A 15,710-nucleotide genomic window follows, 5' to 3' on the forward strand; every position below is an offset into this window, starting at 1 on the left:
CGCCTCTTCTTTTTTTCTTTTATTGTAGCATTTTTTACAATACTATTGCCCGAACACGCTCCCCATTTTTTCCCTTTTTTCAAAAACAAAAAGAATGTTTTGACAAATTCGTCAAAATCATTCTTTCTAATGAATTTCATTAATATGCTATTGGTATAACGTTTACCATCTATATAAGTTGATTGAAGTGGAGACTGGACGACTCCTTGGGGTCAGATCACAGCGTCACAGATGAGACTCTGGAGCGAGCACACAAGGGAACGAAGGCTAAAACCATCACGTCCTGTGATAACGCCTTCGTAACCAACATTGTTTTATCTGTGCGAAAGCGAAGCGTCAGCACAAAGCGTCCAGCCGGAACGGAAATCAACCCTACGTTATGGTTATGACCTTCATTAACATAACTCTATTGTGACTAATTATTGATTGGGATTGTTATAGTTACTCTTCCTCCACCAGCTAATAAATCATTGTCAATTAGCAGTGTTCCAGCGTGACGCTGAACAATTGATTGGGCAATATAAAGTCCCATCCCATGGTGATCTCCTGCATTTCTGCTTGGATCTCCGCGATAAAACTGTTTGGTAGCCTCGTTTAAATCTCTCGGAGAAAATCCACAGCCGCTATCAGTAACGATAAATCGAATAACATCAGTAGCAACTTGCACAGTTAATGTTACCTTTCCATATTCAGGTGTGTGCTCTACAGCATTAGCAATGACATTTAAAATCGCACGATAGAACTGCTCTTCATCGATAAATATACGTGCAGGAAGAATTTCCTTTTGGATATCCACTTGAAGCCTTTTTTCCAACGAAAGAGCTCTCATTTGTTGTTCTACTTCTGTCATAAATGCATCCGTTTTAACATTCGTTTTTTCACGAGTTACATTTCTTTCCATTTTCGATAAATCAATCAACTCTTTCGTGAATTTTTCTATTTCCATTGTATTTTTTAAAATATAGTCATTATATTCCCTTTGTATATCATCTTGAGCCGTATCCTGCAAAAGCTCTGCATTTCCCCGAATAATTGTGAGCGGTGTTTTCAGATCATGAGCAAGAGCAGAAATTTGTTCTCTACGTGCCTGTTCAGATTCCCATTGCTGTTTTAAGGAGCTATTTAAAGCCTCCTTCATCTGCTCAAGAGAAACCGATATTTCATCTATTTCACGAATCCCTGAATGATTAATCGTAAAATCCAAATTTTGATTTTGTATTTTTTCAATCGCTTCCTGCAAGCCAAACATTTTTTTCTTTAGACTTCTTCCAAAATGGATAGCAAGGACAGTTGCATAAGCCCCTATCCCTATAATAAATACTAGAAATTCTAATAGTTGCGGATTAGGTAAATATTTTCTTAAAATTTCTGAACGATACTGAGGTACTAAATAATATCGTAATATACAAATCTCATTTTCTCGCTCTATAAACGAGTAAAATTGGGGACTATTTCTAGTTTCCCTTTTTTTCATTACATCCCATGCTTTAAAAGCTTCCTTTTCTGAAAGATTCCCTGTAAGGAATTGTCCATCTTTAGAAAAGACAGCATAGTCAACAAGGTCTGGAATAATATCAGCGGTAACCGAACTACTAGACGCAATCCGATCCTTTGATAATGTAATTTGACTTTCTGCATAATTTGCTGGCAAAACAATGTTGGTAGAAAAAGTAAACAAAAATATGCTAAACAGTATTACGACTAACAGAATGGTGCCTAAACTTAGGAAAAGGAGATATCGTAGAAAAAAAGTATGTAGTCGAGTTCCTTTAGTGGGCTTTATTGTCTCCATTTATATCCGATCCCCCAAACAGTGTCAATGGCGTCAACATGAAAGGCATGTAGCTTTGAACGAATATTTTTAATATGCTCCGTAATAGCAGTACTGTCACTCTTCCCATCAAAGCCAAAAATAGTTTCATAAATTTTTTCTTTCGAAAATACTTGTCCTCGATTTCGAGCTAGAAATTCGCATATTGCATATTCGCTTTTTGTCAGCATTACCTTCTCTTCATTTATAAACAGCTCTTTGCCTGATAGATTGAAGTGAACATTATCTACAAAAAGGATACTACGTCTTTCTCTTTTTTCGCGTCTCAAATGCGCATTCACTCTTGCACGTAGCTCTCCAATGCCAAACGGCTTGATAATGTAATCATCAGCGCCAAGACCTAGACCATACATTAAATCTTCTTCTAATGATTTAGCCGTTAAAAAAAGGATGGGACAATCTACAGCATGACGTATTTGACCACATAGTGTAAATCCATCTATTTCGGGCATCATTACATCCAGTAAAATTAAATCGAAGGCACCAAGATCCATTTTACTTACTTCCGGCGCATCAAAGACTGCCGTTACTAAATGTTCGTCTTTTAGTAGTGCATTTTTTATCAATACTAAAATATCTTTTTCATCATCTACTGCTAATATTTTTGCCATATTTCTACCCTCATCATTTCTTCATACCCTAATTCTCCGATCTTCTTCCTTCCCACTTCCAAAACCAGAAACAAGATAGGACTAATGCGCACAATGTTCCGCAAACTGAAGCAATAATACCTTCCTGTAGTCCTACTTTCACCGTTGATAGGTCTAGCCCTGACGTCTTCATTGTCCATAACGAAACAAAGTGACCACCCCAACCATAAGGTATAAATGACCAAATACCATTACCTAGTCCAGTTAGTAGTAAGGCTACTATTAGTGATCCCACAATCCCTAATCCGATTGAGGCACCTTTACCAAAATGAAGACTAACAAATAAATGTAAAATATATAAAAATACATAGCCTACAAATAAAATACATCCAGCTATGAAATAAAATTGATAACCAAAAGTATCTTCATGCAAAAGCTCAATAAAACCAGCACTAAAAATACCGACGGACAGTAATATTGCGCCAAAACTAAATAATAATAACAGTAGCAACTTGCTTAAATAAGCTACTATTTTTGTTTTAGTAGTGGTTAGCATCTCCTGAAAATGTCCTGCAGTTGCTTCTTGTTCCGCTGCCATCGCACAAACTAACCCAATAATAATTGGAAATCCGCATGCTACTCCTTGAAGATAAGCCGTTACCCTAGCATTGAAACCCCATGGTGAATAAGTATAGTATGCTAAAAATATTCCTGAAATAATGATAGGTACAATTAGATGTGTGAGTAAAAAAGGCGTTCTTTTTGTTTTAAGAAGCTCTGCTCTAAGTAATCTTAACATTATCATGCACTATTTCGCCTCCCTTTTTTGGAACCATCGTGCAGTAAGGAAGCTTATTAAAGCAAACCATACTAAGGCAATTAATATACCTGGAGCTATAACCCACGTGTTTAATAATGGACTTCCTTCAGGCACTAGCAGACCATTTGGTAAAATCTCTAATGTTGGACATATTAGTCTTGCTGTGATGGCGTAAGGAACACTATACCAAAAATCCCCATTCGCAAATGCAATCATACCTGCCATATTACCGACTAAATTTATTAAAATTGCTATATAAGTTCCTAATTTTGCCGCAAGAAATAGACAGAATGGAATTTGCCACAATAACGTTAAGAAAATTACCGAGCTACCTGTAAAACTACTTGTTAAAGAATAGCTAGTGCCAAAGAGTACTCCACTAGCAGATATACTTACAAAGAAAATAAGTGTAGTTACTAACAACCAGGCGCTACATGTTAGTATTTTACCAAACCAAATCTTCTTTAGGTCAATCGGCATTGCGAGAATACTATGATATTTCAATTTAGCATCTTTTTCCACCACTAATGTGCAGCATATCGTCAGTGCACCTGGTAGGAGCATTGTATACCAAAAATTATAAGCACCACTTTGAAAAAACTTTCCTCCCATTAATAATGCAGTTAGTACTATCGCCACAATGGGTGCTAGCCAAACTAATTTAGGAATAAAAGTCTTTTTCCATTTTAATCTTTCAGCCTTCATAATTGAAATCATGTTAAATGCCTGCCTTTCTATTAGCAGACACTACTTGCATAAATAATGATTCTAATTCCTGACCTTGTGGAGCAACTCCCTGATAGCCTAATTTCCCTCCTGCAATGATGCCAATTTCATCAACAACCTGCTCTACCTCTGACAGGATATGGCTAGATAAAATGACTGTAATCCCTTGCTCTGGAAAAGATCGGATTAGCTTTCGAAGCTCTTGAATGCCGATTGGATCGAGACCATTTGTCGGCTCATCAAGAATTAAAAGCTTTGGATAGTTTAATAGCGCAATAGCTATTCCAAGACGTTGTTTCATCCCTAACGAAAACTGTCCTGCTCGTTTTTTTCCTGTATTGGTCAAGTCTACGATTTTTAATACTTCGTCAATACGTGACTGTGGCAATCCGAGGGCAATCGTTCGAACCTTTAGATTTTCTCTTGCCGTTAAATTTTCATAAAGCGGTGGTGTTTCAATTAATACACCAATGTCTTTTAAATCATTGCGATTCCATTCACGTCCATTAAAAAGTATCTTTCCTGCATTCGGACGCAGCATACCCGTAATCATTTTTAACGTTGTCGATTTCCCTGCACCGTTAGGACCGAGTATACCGTAAACAGTATTGCGAGGTATCGTTAACGACAAGTCCTCCACAATTTTTTGTCCCTTAAAGCTTTTACTAAGATCTTCTGTTTGTAAAATAATATCTTCCACTTTATAATCATCTTCCTTTCGATGATTATAGTGTAAAAAATGATTATAAGGATTTTATAAGGATATCAAAAAGATTTTGTGGATCGTCACGCTGAACTGAACTTTTGTTTTATGACTTTTTGTGAAATAGTTGATTGGAGTGGGGGGTGGGCGACTCCTCAGGGATCAGCGTCACAGATGAGACCCTGCAGCGCAGCGACAGCAACAAATGTTTTTATCTGTGTGAAAGCGCAGCGACAGCAACAAATGTTTTTTTCTGTGCGAAAGCGCAGCGTCAGCAACAATGCGCCCAAACGGAACGGAAATCAACCCCTCGCTTTGCAGAAGAACCACACTTTATAACTAGAAATAAAAAGCATTTGGAATGAGGACATCCCAAATGCTTTTTATCATGCTATATAATATTTAATTTACATAAATTCTTTTACTAATTGATTAAAATCATTTTCGCTCATTTTAATATCGATATCCGTTAATGGTAGCTCTGAATAGCCTGGTACTTTTTCTTGATATGAAGCTGTTTCAGTATCTTGATAAATAATACCTGTTACTAAACCTTCATGCTCCATCACTGTACGCATTGCCATACCACGGTCAGAATTGTCATAGCCTTCAATATCAGCAAGCTTCGTTAAGTTTTCTTTAAACCAATCGTACGTGTTCACTTTGTTATACGTAACACAAGGTGAGAATACGTTGATGAATGAGAAGCCTTTATGATTAATGCCCGCTTCAATTAAAGCTGTTAACTCTTTAATATCCGTTGAGAATCCTTGTGCGACAAAAGTAGCTCCGCTTGTTAAAGCTACTTCTAACGGTTTTAATGAAGGCTCAATCGCACCACCTGGCGTAGATTTTGTAATAAATCCTGCAGCGGAACGTGGAGATGTTTGCCCCTTTGTTAAACCATAAATTTGGTTATCCATCACAACGTATGTGATGTCAATATTACGACGGATAGCATGAATTGTATGACCCATACCAATCGCAAATCCATCTCCGTCACCACCAGAAGCAATAACGTTTAAATCACGGTTAGCCATTTTTAAGCCTTGTGCAATTGGTAATGCACGACCATGAATACCGTGGAAGCCATAAGAATTAATGTAGCCTGAAATACGACCAGAACAGCCAATTCCAGAGATAACAGCTAATTCGTTTGGTTCAATACCGACGTTTGCCGCGGCACGTTGAATCGCTGCCTGAACAGAGAAGTCACCACAGCCTGGGCACCAGTTTGGTTTCACTGTATTACGAAAATCCTTAAATGTTGCCATTAGCGAGTCAACTCCTTCACACGATTTTCTAATTCACCTGGCAAGAATGGTGTACCATCATATTTTGTAATAGTCTCGATTTTATCGTGACCACCAACATTCATCTTCATAATATTTGCTAATTGACCTGTGTAGTTATTTTCTACAACGATTACTTTTTTCGCTTTTGCTACAAGTGGTGCCACCTCAATAGATGGGAATGGGTGAATTAAACGAATATGTGCATGGTTCACCTTCATGCCTTGAGCATTTAAGCGTTCTTGTACTTCTTCAATAGCTCCACGTGTTGAGTTAAAGCCCACTAATAAAATATCAGCTTCTTCGTGTGGCGCATTTGAATGTACTGGATGGTCAAATTTCAATGCTGCTAGCTTACGGAAACGTTTATCCATTTGTACTTGACGGTTACCAGATGCTTCAGACGGTTTACCTGTTTCATCGTGTTCAACCCCCGTTACATGGTGAATACCATTCAACGTACCAGGTAGCACACGCGGTGAAATACCATCTTCCGTATCTTCATAACGTTTGAAGTATGCTTTATCGGCTGCTTCTTCAATGTCGCCTGTAACAATTTTACCGCGACGAATTTCAATTTTATTGTAATCGAATGGCTCAACAGATTGTTTACCTAGAGATAATTGCAAGTCTGTCATTAAAATAACTGGTAATTGTAATTCCTCTGCAATGTTAAATGCTTGAATTGTGTCAAAGAATGCTTCTTCCATTGTAGATGGTGCAATTACTACTTTTGGAATTTCACCATGCGTACCATATAACATCGCCATTAAATCTGATTGCTCTTGTTTTGTTGGTAATCCTGTTGATGGACCACCACGTTGTGTATCAACAACAACCAGCGGCTGCTCTGTCATACCTGAAAGACCAAGTGCTTCCATCATTAATGAAAGACCAGGGCCAGCAGAAGCTGTAAAAGCACGAACACCACCAAAGTTTGCACCAATTGCCATTGTCGCTGCAGCAATTTCGTCTTCTGTTTGAATAACCGCACCACCGAATTTCGGTAATTTTTTAATAAGATATTCCATAATCTCAGAAGCTGGTGTAATTGGGTAGGCTGCCATAAAGCGTGTCCCAGCTGCAAGTGCACCAAGTGCAACTGCATCGTTTCCGATCATGAACATACGGCGTTTACCGTCTGCTGGTGCTAAAGCCCAGTCACCTACACGATCTCCTAGCAGCTCATTCATTAATTCATGACCGCGTGCAATGGCCTCCATATTTTTCTGAACAACTTCTTCACCTTTTTTGCCAAAAATATCATCTACAACATTTTGGAACACTTCGTCCTCTAGATTTAGCAATGAAGCTGTTGCTCCGATCGCCACCATATTTTTCATCAACGAAGTACCAAGCTCTGCCGCTACCTCTGTAAAAGGTACTACAAATAATGGCGCTTTTGAATCTTCTGGCTTCACTGGAGTAAATTTTGAATCCGCTAAAATAACGCCTGTTTCTGTTAATTCTTTATAATTGACGTCGATTGTTTCTTGGTCGAACGCTACTAAAATATCTAAATCATCCGCAATTGAACGTACTTCTGTTGGACGAACTGTAATTTTATTATTCGTATGGCCACCTTTAATTCGAGAAGAGAAATGACGATAACCGTATAGGAAGTAACCTAAACGATTCATTGCCGTTGAGAAAATTTCGCCTGTACTTTCAATCCCTTCACCCTGTTGCCCACCGACTTTCCATGAAAGCTGATGTAACATGTCAACAACTCCTTAGATCCAATGTATATACTATTATTTTTCCTTCATAAGTTTAACACGAAGAAACGGTCTGCACTATTGTTATTCCCCGATTTAAACGAAAATCAGACCTTTGACTGAAAATGGCGTTCATAAAGTTGTAATTTTAAATCAATTAAGTTTTAAAAATTAAGTTGCGGATTTTAAGTGACATTTAACATATTAGTATGTAGAGCATGTAGGATTCTCTTCCTCAAATTCTGATTGTCTATATAAACGAAAAAAATGCCTTGCAGCTTATTATGTGCAAGGCATTTTATTTCATTACTTTTTTATCGAATACGTTTTTCCACAAGAAGCTTTAAAGCTGTACGTTCCTCACCAGCAATTAAAATATCGGCAAACGCCGGTGCGCAAATTAAATCTGTGCCACTTGGCGCTACAAATCCGCGTGCAATGGCCACTGCTTTCACGGCTTGGTTAAGTGCCCCTGCCCCAACTGCCTGCATTTCTGCTTGCCCTTTTTCTCTGATTACCGCGACTAATGCACCTGCAACTGAATTTGGATTAGAGCGTGATGATACTTTTAATGAATCCACAATTATTCCTCCCCGTTTCGCGAATAGTGTTTACGCTCAACAACTCATGTCTCCCTTTTTTTGGACCTCAAGTTATTGTCGATAGGTCATTTTATGCTCGGTAAGAAGAAAATAGACTATTTTCATTTCTTATATATTGAAACAATCAAAAAAGACTGAAAATATATGCTGGAAAACCTATGGAAATAATGAAATAAAGTAGGCTCTTCGGTACAGCGAGAGGTTGATTTCCGTTCCGACAGGGTGCTTTGTTGCTGTCGCTACGCTTTCGCACAGATAAAAACATTTGTTGCTGTCGCTACGCTTTCGCACAGATAAAAACATTTGTTGCTGTCGCTACGCTTTCGCACAGATAAAAACATTTGTTGCTGTCGCTGCGCTTTCGCACAGATAAAAACATTTGTTGCTGTCGCTACGCTTTCGCACAGATAAAAACATTTGTTGCTGTCGCTGCGCTTTCGCACAGATAAAAACATTTGTTGCTGTCGCTACGCTTTCGCACAGATAAAAACATTTGTTGCTGTCGCTGCGCTTTCGCACAGATAAAAACATTTGTTGCTGTCGCTACGCTTTCGCACAGATAAAAACATTTGTTGCTGTCGCTGCGCTTTCGCACAGATAAAAACATTTGTTGCTGTCGCTACGCTTTCGCACAAAAAACATTGTTGCTGTCGCTGCGCTTTCGCACAAAAAACATTGTTGCTGTCGCTGCGCTTTCGCACAGATAAAAACATTTGTTGCTGTCGCTGCGCTTTCGCACAGATAAAAACATTGTTGCTGTCGCTGCGCTTTCGCACAGAGCAAAGCTTCCTGGGGCGTCAGATGACCGATTCACTCGCGGTGCTCGCTCCAGGGTCTCAGGCCAACAGATGTTTTTTGCGTGAAAGCGTAGTGCTAACGTGCGACAGCAGCACGACGTTGGTCACAAAGACGTTATCACAGGACGTGATGATTTTAGCCTTCGTTCCTCTATTGCTAATCCCCAAGGAGCCACCCAGTCTCCACTCCAACAACTGAATCACATGACATCCGTTTTAACAAAATGACAACCAACTCTTTAGTTTTACCGGAACACTTTCAGGAATTATCGCCCAACTTTTGAATTTTATCGATAAACTTTCACGTTTTATCACCCAACTTTTAGTTTTTATCGACATCCACCTTCCAAAGAGCAAAAAAGGATTCATACACAAAACTGTGTGTGAATCCTTTTACTTTATTATGTCGCCCTGTTAAATCAACTACAAGTATCCTCTGACATGTCGCTTTCATCAAAGTGATAAAAGTAATTTAATAAAAGGGTTTTGTCAGTGGTAGTGGAAGCGACAGCGACAAAACGAAGGAAGTGGCACGACGCTCGCCCACAGGAAAGCGAGTAGCCTGAACGTAAATCATTACTATTTAAAGTGACACAACATTCTCAAATATTTCCTTAACTATTTTGTTTTTAATCATAAAAAAACTATTGTGCATTTTTTAACACACAATAGTTTCTCTTCTTATGCTTGGAACGGATAATCTTCGTTTATATATATTCGCTCACAATGTCGAGCTTTTCCTGTTTTATCATCAATCTCTACAAAGAAACCACTTAACACTTCGCGTCCTTTTTTAGGCACTTCAAAACGAGATGGCATGTTTGTTTGGAATTTATAAATGACACTTTCCTTCGTCATCCCTAAAATTTCATCGTATGGACCTGTCATACCAACGTCCGTAATATAGGCTGTTCCATTTGGATAAATGCGTGCATCGGCTGTTTGCACATGTGTATGTGTACCAACGACTGCCGAAGCCTTCCCATCTAAGTGCCATCCAAGTGCAATTTTTTCACTTGTCGCTTCTGCATGAAAATCCACGAATACAAGCGGTGACGTTTTATGTGCTTCTTCGATTAATTTCTCTGCCATCGCAAACGGATCTTCATGAGGAGGTAAAAATACTCGTCCGTGTAAATTAATAACAGATAGTGTTGCACCGTTTTTTGAAATTTGCACCATTCCTTTACCTGGTGCATCATTTGAAAAGTTCGCCGGGCGTATTAAATAATCTGCATCATCTATAAAATCAAAAATATCTTTATTATCCCAAGTGTGATTGCCCATCGTAATAACATCAACACCCATTTGCAATAACTCATTATAAATATTACGTGTAATTCCGCGTCCTGCTGCTGCATTTTCACCATTGGCAATAACAACGTCTAGATTGTATTTTTTCTTTAAACGGGGTAAATATTTTTCTACTGCATCTCGACCGATTGAACCTACAATATCCCCAATAAATAAAACTTTCATTTTCATAACCACTCTTTCATTAATTAGCACCTTATATTTTACCACTAATTCAAAGTCAAACGCAAAACTATGTCCGTTCAGCGTATTAAACTGGTCTTGAAAAAGTAGGTACTCATACTCTTTCTCATTGTCTATAAAAAAACACCTAACAAGTAATTAGGTACTTGTCAGGCGGACGGTACTGATTTCTATTTTTTCACATGATAATACTGGCTCTTATATTGTTTTTTTTGCAAAGTATAGTTATTCATGACGACCCCTAATATTTTCGCTTGTGCCACTAATAAGGAATTTTTTGCTTTGACAACACTAGATTTCTCTACTACTCCAGTATTAACAATAAGTAGTGCACCATCTGTTTTATTTGCTAAAATTTGAGCATCGGTCACAGAATTAACAGGTGGCGTATCAAAGATTATTACATCATAATACGCTATCATTTTTTCTATTAAAGTATCCATCATTTCTGAAGCAAGAAGCTCTACTGGATTAGGTGGGATTGGTCCACTAGTGAGGACAAATAATCCCTCAATAAACGTTTCTTGTATAGCTTCGCTCAAAGTGTCATTTTGTATCAATACACTCGATAGGCCTGAAATATTAAGCAATTCAAATGTATAGTGCATTGTAGGTTTTCGCATATCAGCATCCACTAATAAAACCTTTTTTCCTTCCTGTGCAAAAACTATCGCAATATTTGCTGCATTCGTTGTCTTTCCTTCACCAGGGATAGATGATGTCACTAAAATTGTTTTACACGTTAAATTAGGGAGTGCAAATTTCAAATTTGTTCGTATTGTTCGAAATTGTTCAGAAATGATAGAAGTTGTGTGTTCGCTAGTCAATAGTTTTCGTGGCATCATCGCTAATACTTTCTTTTTTTTATTTTTCATTTTAAACATTATGTGACTCGCCTCCCTCTTCTAGTAGAGATAGACCCTCTGCCTCCTTTTATTGAACTTACGAATCCTAATATCGGTAAATTCAATAGTTCTTCAATTTCCTGCTCAGTCTTTATTGTTGAATCGAAAAATTCTAGACTAAATGCAATGCCTGTTCCTAAAAGGAGTCCAAGGAGTCCTGAAATTGAAATATTTAGAATTTTTTTCGGCTTCACTGGTTGTGAGTCATCAGCTAATGTAGCTACTGATAGGACATTGATATTATCTACGTTCATCAGTTTTTGAATATCTCCTTTAAAGACATCTATTATCGTATTAGCAATCTCCACTGCTCGTGCTGATTGTTCATCAAGAACCTTTATAGAAACTACTTGTGATTTGTTTTCATTACTGACCGTAATTTTCTCTGCTAATTGTTCAGGAGATAATTCTAATTTCAATTCTTTAATTACTTTAGATAGAATAGCTGGGCTTTTTATAATGACATTATACGTATTAATTAATTGTAAATCCGTCTCAATTGAATACCCACCCGTATAAAGTTGTTGATCCGTATTTTTTTGGTTGATTAATATTTGAGTTTCAGCTTGATACACAGGTGTGATGACATAATAACTAAGATAAGCAGCCAATGCCATCGCCATTACGATTATCGATAGAATAAGAAGCAAACGTTTGCGTAAAATTTTTACTAGCGCTTTTACTTGAATAGAAGTCTCCACCGAATAGATCTCCTTCCCCTAAACTGTCTAAATTTATGTAATGTCAGGTGATATTCATAGTTAATTGTTATAGTAGCTATATTTAATATATAAATTTATGCCCTATGTTATTCCTAGATAGTGTCAATATTTAGTGAAAATGACTTCAAGACCTTTTTAGTCAGTTTTCTTTATAGATAAAAAAATGAAAAATGCTAGCGTAGATACAGCATTTTTTTTCAACAGCTGATAATAGAGCTTTTTTTTCAATGAAAATTTTATTGGTTTTAACTCGAGAACATGAGGGTAGTCATCAACAAAACTGACTATTTCTTCTTTAATCGCTCTTAATAAATGGAGCCCCTTATATGGGGAATCCCGCATATGAAGCGTTAAATTTACTAAACCTGAAAATACATATCCGTTAAAACTAGTTTCAATAGATGTAAAAATATTTTCAGCTACTAATGTCTCACGAACACGTTCATAGATTACATCATATTTTTCTCTTCCATTCATACGATAGCCTCTCGTTAATGATTGCTGTGTCAACACATTGTAATGATACAGTTGCTGAGGCACATAACAAATTGCCTTACTCTTTGAGATAGCTTTTGTTATAAATAAAACATCTTCAGAAAAATTCATATCCTCTTCAAATCGAATTCCAAACTTATCAAGAAAAACTTTAGAATACAATTTGCAGCAAGCAAAACCGAAATGTTTTTCATTAAATTCAGTAAATAATAAATGTAAACATTCCTGAGGATCAAAAAGTTCATTTACTGTTGAGGGATAATTCAAACAGTTACCACCGTTTTTTCCATCTACAAAAATATCACATTTAGCTATTTCAGTTCCTGATTCTTTAATAGCGCTATATAAACGTTCCAACATAGAAGGCTTTATCCAATCATCCGCATCGACAAACGTAACGTATTGACCTCTTGCCTGGTCAATCCCTCTATTTCTTGCATGACTAACCCCACCATTTGCTTTATTATGAATGATAATTCGCTGATCTTGTAAGGCAAATTGCTGTAAAATAGAAAGGGATTCGTCAGTACTGCCATCATTAATCGTAATAATTTCGATTGACTTTAACGTTTGTTGGCAAATACTTGCTAGACATTTCTTTAAATATGGTGCTGCATTATATACCGGTATAATAACTGTTACGAGGATTTCTGACCCCAAAATTTCATCCCTCCAGCTAGGCTGAGCATTTTCACTTTTCGAATCAAGTATTTTCTATCAGAAGTGGGAATACCAAATGTGAACAAAGATATACCGAAAATAATACTGTATAAAGCAATATATAGTCCTAGAATGTACCAGGTATTTGTAAGTGGGAAAACAATAATAATGCCTTTCATTAAAAGGGACGCAATAACAATAGCTATGAAAAGCTTACTAATGCGTAGCCAAAATCTTTTAATATCTAGGTGTATTTTTTTTGCATAGTAAACATTGATAATACATACATTCCCAATAAATAATGATAAAGCCGTTATAATAGCTGTTCCAATAACCCCGTAAAAATAGATGGCAGGAATAGATAGAATAATATTTATGCTAGCAAGTATGATTAATAAAACCGTTCGAAACTTAAACATGTTTTTTGCCTTTAACACACTTAGCCCTATATTTTGAATTAAATCGACAGAAAAAGGCAACATGATGATCAGTACGATAGGATAGACAATTAAATATTCATCACCTATCCATAGTGAGATGAAAGTTTTACCAAATAAAAAAAAGCCACTTAGTACATAGCCAAGAATCATTAGCTGAATGGCACCAACATTGACAAATAACCGGTTAATCTCTATTAGGCCATTCGCTTGTGTCACTAACATTGAAATCTTTGGCAAATACAAATCACTGATTGCAAGTGCTAGTGCCATAAAAATCATAATAAATTGTATAGCAATCCCATAAACCGCTACATCTTCTGTTCCTTTAATAATCCCGAGTAATACTTGGTCAGTTTGCCAATAAATTTTGTCCACTATGACTGTCACAAATAGAAAAAATGAATAGACAAATATTTCTTTCATAAGGCCAGAGTTATAACCAGAAAATATAAATCGTACTTTCAAAGTTTTCATACAGATTACAGAATTTATTATTAATACACATACATTTAAGCTAGCTACAATAAAAATCATCACCAATGCATCTGCACCTTGTAACAAGAAAAACAACATCAGTAACGGTTGTACTATTACTTTTATAAATGAAGTTAAATTAATTAGTATGAATTTTTCATAGGCCTTAAGTATAGAAGAGAAAACACTTAATGGAAATTGCAAGGCAAAGCTTACGATCATCGCCATAACCATTACTTTTGCCTTTTCGATTTGCAAGGAAGATAAGCTTTGTCCAAAAATTGTCTCAACTTGGAAATACATAACACAACCAATGGCAAGGGTGAAAACACCTATAATCGAAAAAAGCCGCAGAAAAAAGCCATTTAGTCTAGCTTCCATCTCCTTATCGCCTGCTACTCGATTATTAGAAATATAACGAATAATTGCATTCCCTAAACCAAAATCTAATATAGTTAAATACCCAACAAAAACTGTCATTAATGTGTATAATCCGTATTCTTCTTGACCAAGAATTCGAATCATAATAGGGGTAAACACAATTGCCACAATAAATGTACAAAAAATAGATAAGTAAGAGAGAATAGCACCCATCCGAATTTCCTTCATTAGTCCATCTTGCCTCCACTAGTCCATTTATGGATTACACTTTACTCGAAAATCTTTGTACCATTTAATTTTTTACGTGTTTTATTTAACATATCAAAAGCATTCGGTCCAAATAATTTGTTTATTGCATATTTATATCGCATGACTTTTTTATGTCGTTTTTTTTGTTCTTCTGACAACCATGACCCATTAAAATGATGGATTGTAAAAGTATTAACAGTTTGGTTAATCTCTCCTGATTCGAAGTCTTTCGAACAGAAATATTCAAATGGATAAATGTGTAGATCGTCATCCAATTGGCTATGTTGATTTGACTCTGTAAATCCATATTTTTCTCTCGTTAAATCCGTAATGATGACAGTATTTGTTTGTTGGCCTTGTTCCGTATAAAAGCTTTTATCTTCATAATAATCCAGTAGCAACTTAATCCACGGATGCCCCTTTACTGCACCCATAATACCAGTTACACATGTATCACTACTTTCTCCGCCAGTAAATGCCCGATGGGATAAAAAGGGTGTTAACGATTGCACAACTTCAACATCTGTATCCAAGTAAATGCCACCTTGTGTATATAGTGCAAATAACCTTACATAATCAGCTACATAAGCATATTTTTTAGATTCGTAGGCTTCTTGTACAAATTGATTGGATTGAATATCAAATGATTTTTCATTCCATTCAATTAATTCATAGTCAGGCATTAATTTTTGCCATGAGGCAATACACGCTTCAACTACCTGTGGGTAAGGATTTTCTCCAAACCAACAGAAGTGAATTTTTTTAGGGATCATTATACAATTTCCTTTCTGTTATGCAAATAAATTAA

General features: G+C 36.6%; 15 protein-coding genes. All 15 read right to left on the reverse strand.

Annotated elements, in window-relative coordinates:
* Window positions 1–415: 415 nt before the first annotated feature.
* The 15 genes from C7Y47_RS02860 to C7Y47_RS02930 all read right to left on the reverse strand — a co-directional run bounded on the left by C7Y47_RS02860 (window position 416) and on the right by C7Y47_RS02930 (window position 15,675).
* Entirely contained in the window at window positions 416–1,678 is a 1,263-nt protein-coding gene (locus tag C7Y47_RS02860; RefSeq protein WP_255504987.1) for a sensor histidine kinase, read from the reverse strand.
* Between the two features lie 101 nt (window positions 1,679–1,779).
* On the reverse strand, window positions 1,780–2,442 hold the full coding sequence (locus tag C7Y47_RS02865; protein ID WP_142507392.1) for a response regulator transcription factor: 663 nt from the start codon (window positions 2,440–2,442) through the stop codon (window positions 1,780–1,782).
* A gap of 28 nt (window positions 2,443–2,470) precedes the next feature.
* The gene (locus tag C7Y47_RS02870; protein WP_142507393.1) at window positions 2,471–3,226 is read right to left on the reverse strand and encodes a lantibiotic immunity ABC transporter MutG family permease subunit; all 756 of its coding nucleotides are present in this window, start codon (window positions 3,224–3,226) and stop codon (window positions 2,471–2,473) included.
* A 3-nt stretch (window positions 3,227–3,229) separates the two neighbouring features.
* On the reverse strand, window positions 3,230–3,958 hold the full coding sequence (locus C7Y47_RS02875; RefSeq protein ID WP_142507394.1) for a lantibiotic immunity ABC transporter MutE/EpiE family permease subunit: 729 nt from the start codon (window positions 3,956–3,958) through the stop codon (window positions 3,230–3,232).
* Between the two features lies 1 nt (window position 3,959).
* Window positions 3,960–4,667, reverse strand: coding sequence for a lantibiotic protection ABC transporter ATP-binding protein (locus C7Y47_RS02880; RefSeq protein ID WP_142507395.1), 708 nt, complete (start codon window positions 4,665–4,667; stop codon window positions 3,960–3,962).
* Window positions 4,668–5,077: 410 nt separating this feature from the next.
* Complete coding sequence (locus tag C7Y47_RS02885; protein WP_142507396.1) at window positions 5,078–5,944, reverse strand: 2-oxoacid:ferredoxin oxidoreductase subunit beta; 867 nt, start codon at window positions 5,942–5,944, stop codon at window positions 5,078–5,080.
* A complete protein-coding gene (locus tag C7Y47_RS02890) occupies window positions 5,944–7,683 on the reverse strand; it encodes a 2-oxoacid:acceptor oxidoreductase subunit alpha (RefSeq protein ID WP_142507397.1) in 1,740 nt (579 codons plus the stop codon). Before C7Y47_RS02890 ends, C7Y47_RS02885 begins: the two co-directional genes overlap by 1 nt.
* A 311-nt stretch (window positions 7,684–7,994) precedes the next feature.
* A complete protein-coding gene (locus C7Y47_RS02895) occupies window positions 7,995–8,261 on the reverse strand; it encodes a stage V sporulation protein S (RefSeq protein ID WP_004224903.1) in 267 nt (88 codons plus the stop codon).
* A gap of 488 nt (window positions 8,262–8,749) precedes the next feature.
* Window positions 8,750–9,058 carry a hypothetical protein gene (locus C7Y47_RS02900; RefSeq protein WP_142507398.1) on the reverse strand — a complete coding sequence of 103 codons (309 nt, stop codon included), beginning with the start codon at window positions 9,056–9,058 and terminating at the stop codon, window positions 8,750–8,752.
* A gap of 702 nt (window positions 9,059–9,760) precedes the next feature.
* The gene (locus tag C7Y47_RS02905) at window positions 9,761–10,558 is read right to left on the reverse strand and encodes a TIGR00282 family metallophosphoesterase (protein WP_142507399.1); all 798 of its coding nucleotides are present in this window, start codon (window positions 10,556–10,558) and stop codon (window positions 9,761–9,763) included.
* Between the two features lie 188 nt (window positions 10,559–10,746).
* Complete coding sequence (locus C7Y47_RS02910) at window positions 10,747–11,460, reverse strand: CpsD/CapB family tyrosine-protein kinase (protein WP_142507400.1); 714 nt, start codon at window positions 11,458–11,460, stop codon at window positions 10,747–10,749.
* On the reverse strand, window positions 11,460–12,182 hold the full coding sequence (locus C7Y47_RS02915) for a YveK family protein (RefSeq protein WP_142507401.1): 723 nt from the start codon (window positions 12,180–12,182) through the stop codon (window positions 11,460–11,462). The genes C7Y47_RS02910 and C7Y47_RS02915 overlap by 1 nt, the downstream gene beginning before the upstream one ends.
* Window positions 12,183–12,338: 156 nt before the next feature.
* Window positions 12,339–13,358, reverse strand: coding sequence for a glycosyltransferase family 2 protein (locus C7Y47_RS02920; protein WP_185903378.1), 1,020 nt, complete (start codon window positions 13,356–13,358; stop codon window positions 12,339–12,341).
* Window positions 13,337–14,881, reverse strand: a complete 1,545-nt coding sequence (locus C7Y47_RS02925; protein WP_142507403.1) for an oligosaccharide flippase family protein — start codon at window positions 14,879–14,881, stop codon at window positions 13,337–13,339. Before C7Y47_RS02925 ends, C7Y47_RS02920 begins: the two co-directional genes overlap by 22 nt.
* A gap of 41 nt (window positions 14,882–14,922) precedes the next feature.
* A complete protein-coding gene (locus tag C7Y47_RS02930; RefSeq protein WP_142507404.1) occupies window positions 14,923–15,675 on the reverse strand; it encodes a glycosyltransferase family 32 protein in 753 nt (250 codons plus the stop codon).
* Window positions 15,676–15,710 lie beyond the last annotated feature (35 nt).

Source organism: Lysinibacillus sphaericus, assembly GCF_006864135.1.
In the GTDB taxonomy this organism is placed as follows: Bacteria; Bacillota; Bacilli; order Bacillales_A; family Planococcaceae; genus Lysinibacillus.

Coding starts and splice junctions, on each gene's coding strand:
- C7Y47_RS02925 (WP_142507403.1), bottom strand. CDS start 14,881: ATGAAGGAAATTCGGATGGGTGCTATTCTCTCTTACTTATCTATTTTT.
- C7Y47_RS02890 (WP_142507397.1), bottom strand. CDS start 7,683: ATGTTACATCAGCTTTCATGGAAAGTCGGTGGGCAACAGGGTGAAGGG.
- C7Y47_RS02885 (WP_142507396.1), bottom strand. CDS start 5,944: ATGGCAACATTTAAGGATTTTCGTAATACAGTGAAACCAAACTGGTGC.
- C7Y47_RS02930 (WP_142507404.1), bottom strand. CDS start 15,675: ATGATCCCTAAAAAAATTCACTTCTGTTGGTTTGGAGAAAATCCTTAC.
- C7Y47_RS02910 (WP_142507400.1), bottom strand. CDS start 11,460: ATGTTTAAAATGAAAAATAAAAAAAAGAAAGTATTAGCGATGATGCCA.
- C7Y47_RS02870 (WP_142507393.1), bottom strand. CDS start 3,226: ATGATAATGTTAAGATTACTTAGAGCAGAGCTTCTTAAAACAAAAAGA.
- C7Y47_RS02875 (WP_142507394.1), bottom strand. CDS start 3,958: ATGATTTCAATTATGAAGGCTGAAAGATTAAAATGGAAAAAGACTTTT.
- C7Y47_RS02905 (WP_142507399.1), bottom strand. CDS start 10,558: ATGAAAGTTTTATTTATTGGGGATATTGTAGGTTCAATCGGTCGAGAT.
- C7Y47_RS02865 (WP_142507392.1), bottom strand. CDS start 2,442: ATGGCAAAAATATTAGCAGTAGATGATGAAAAAGATATTTTAGTATTG.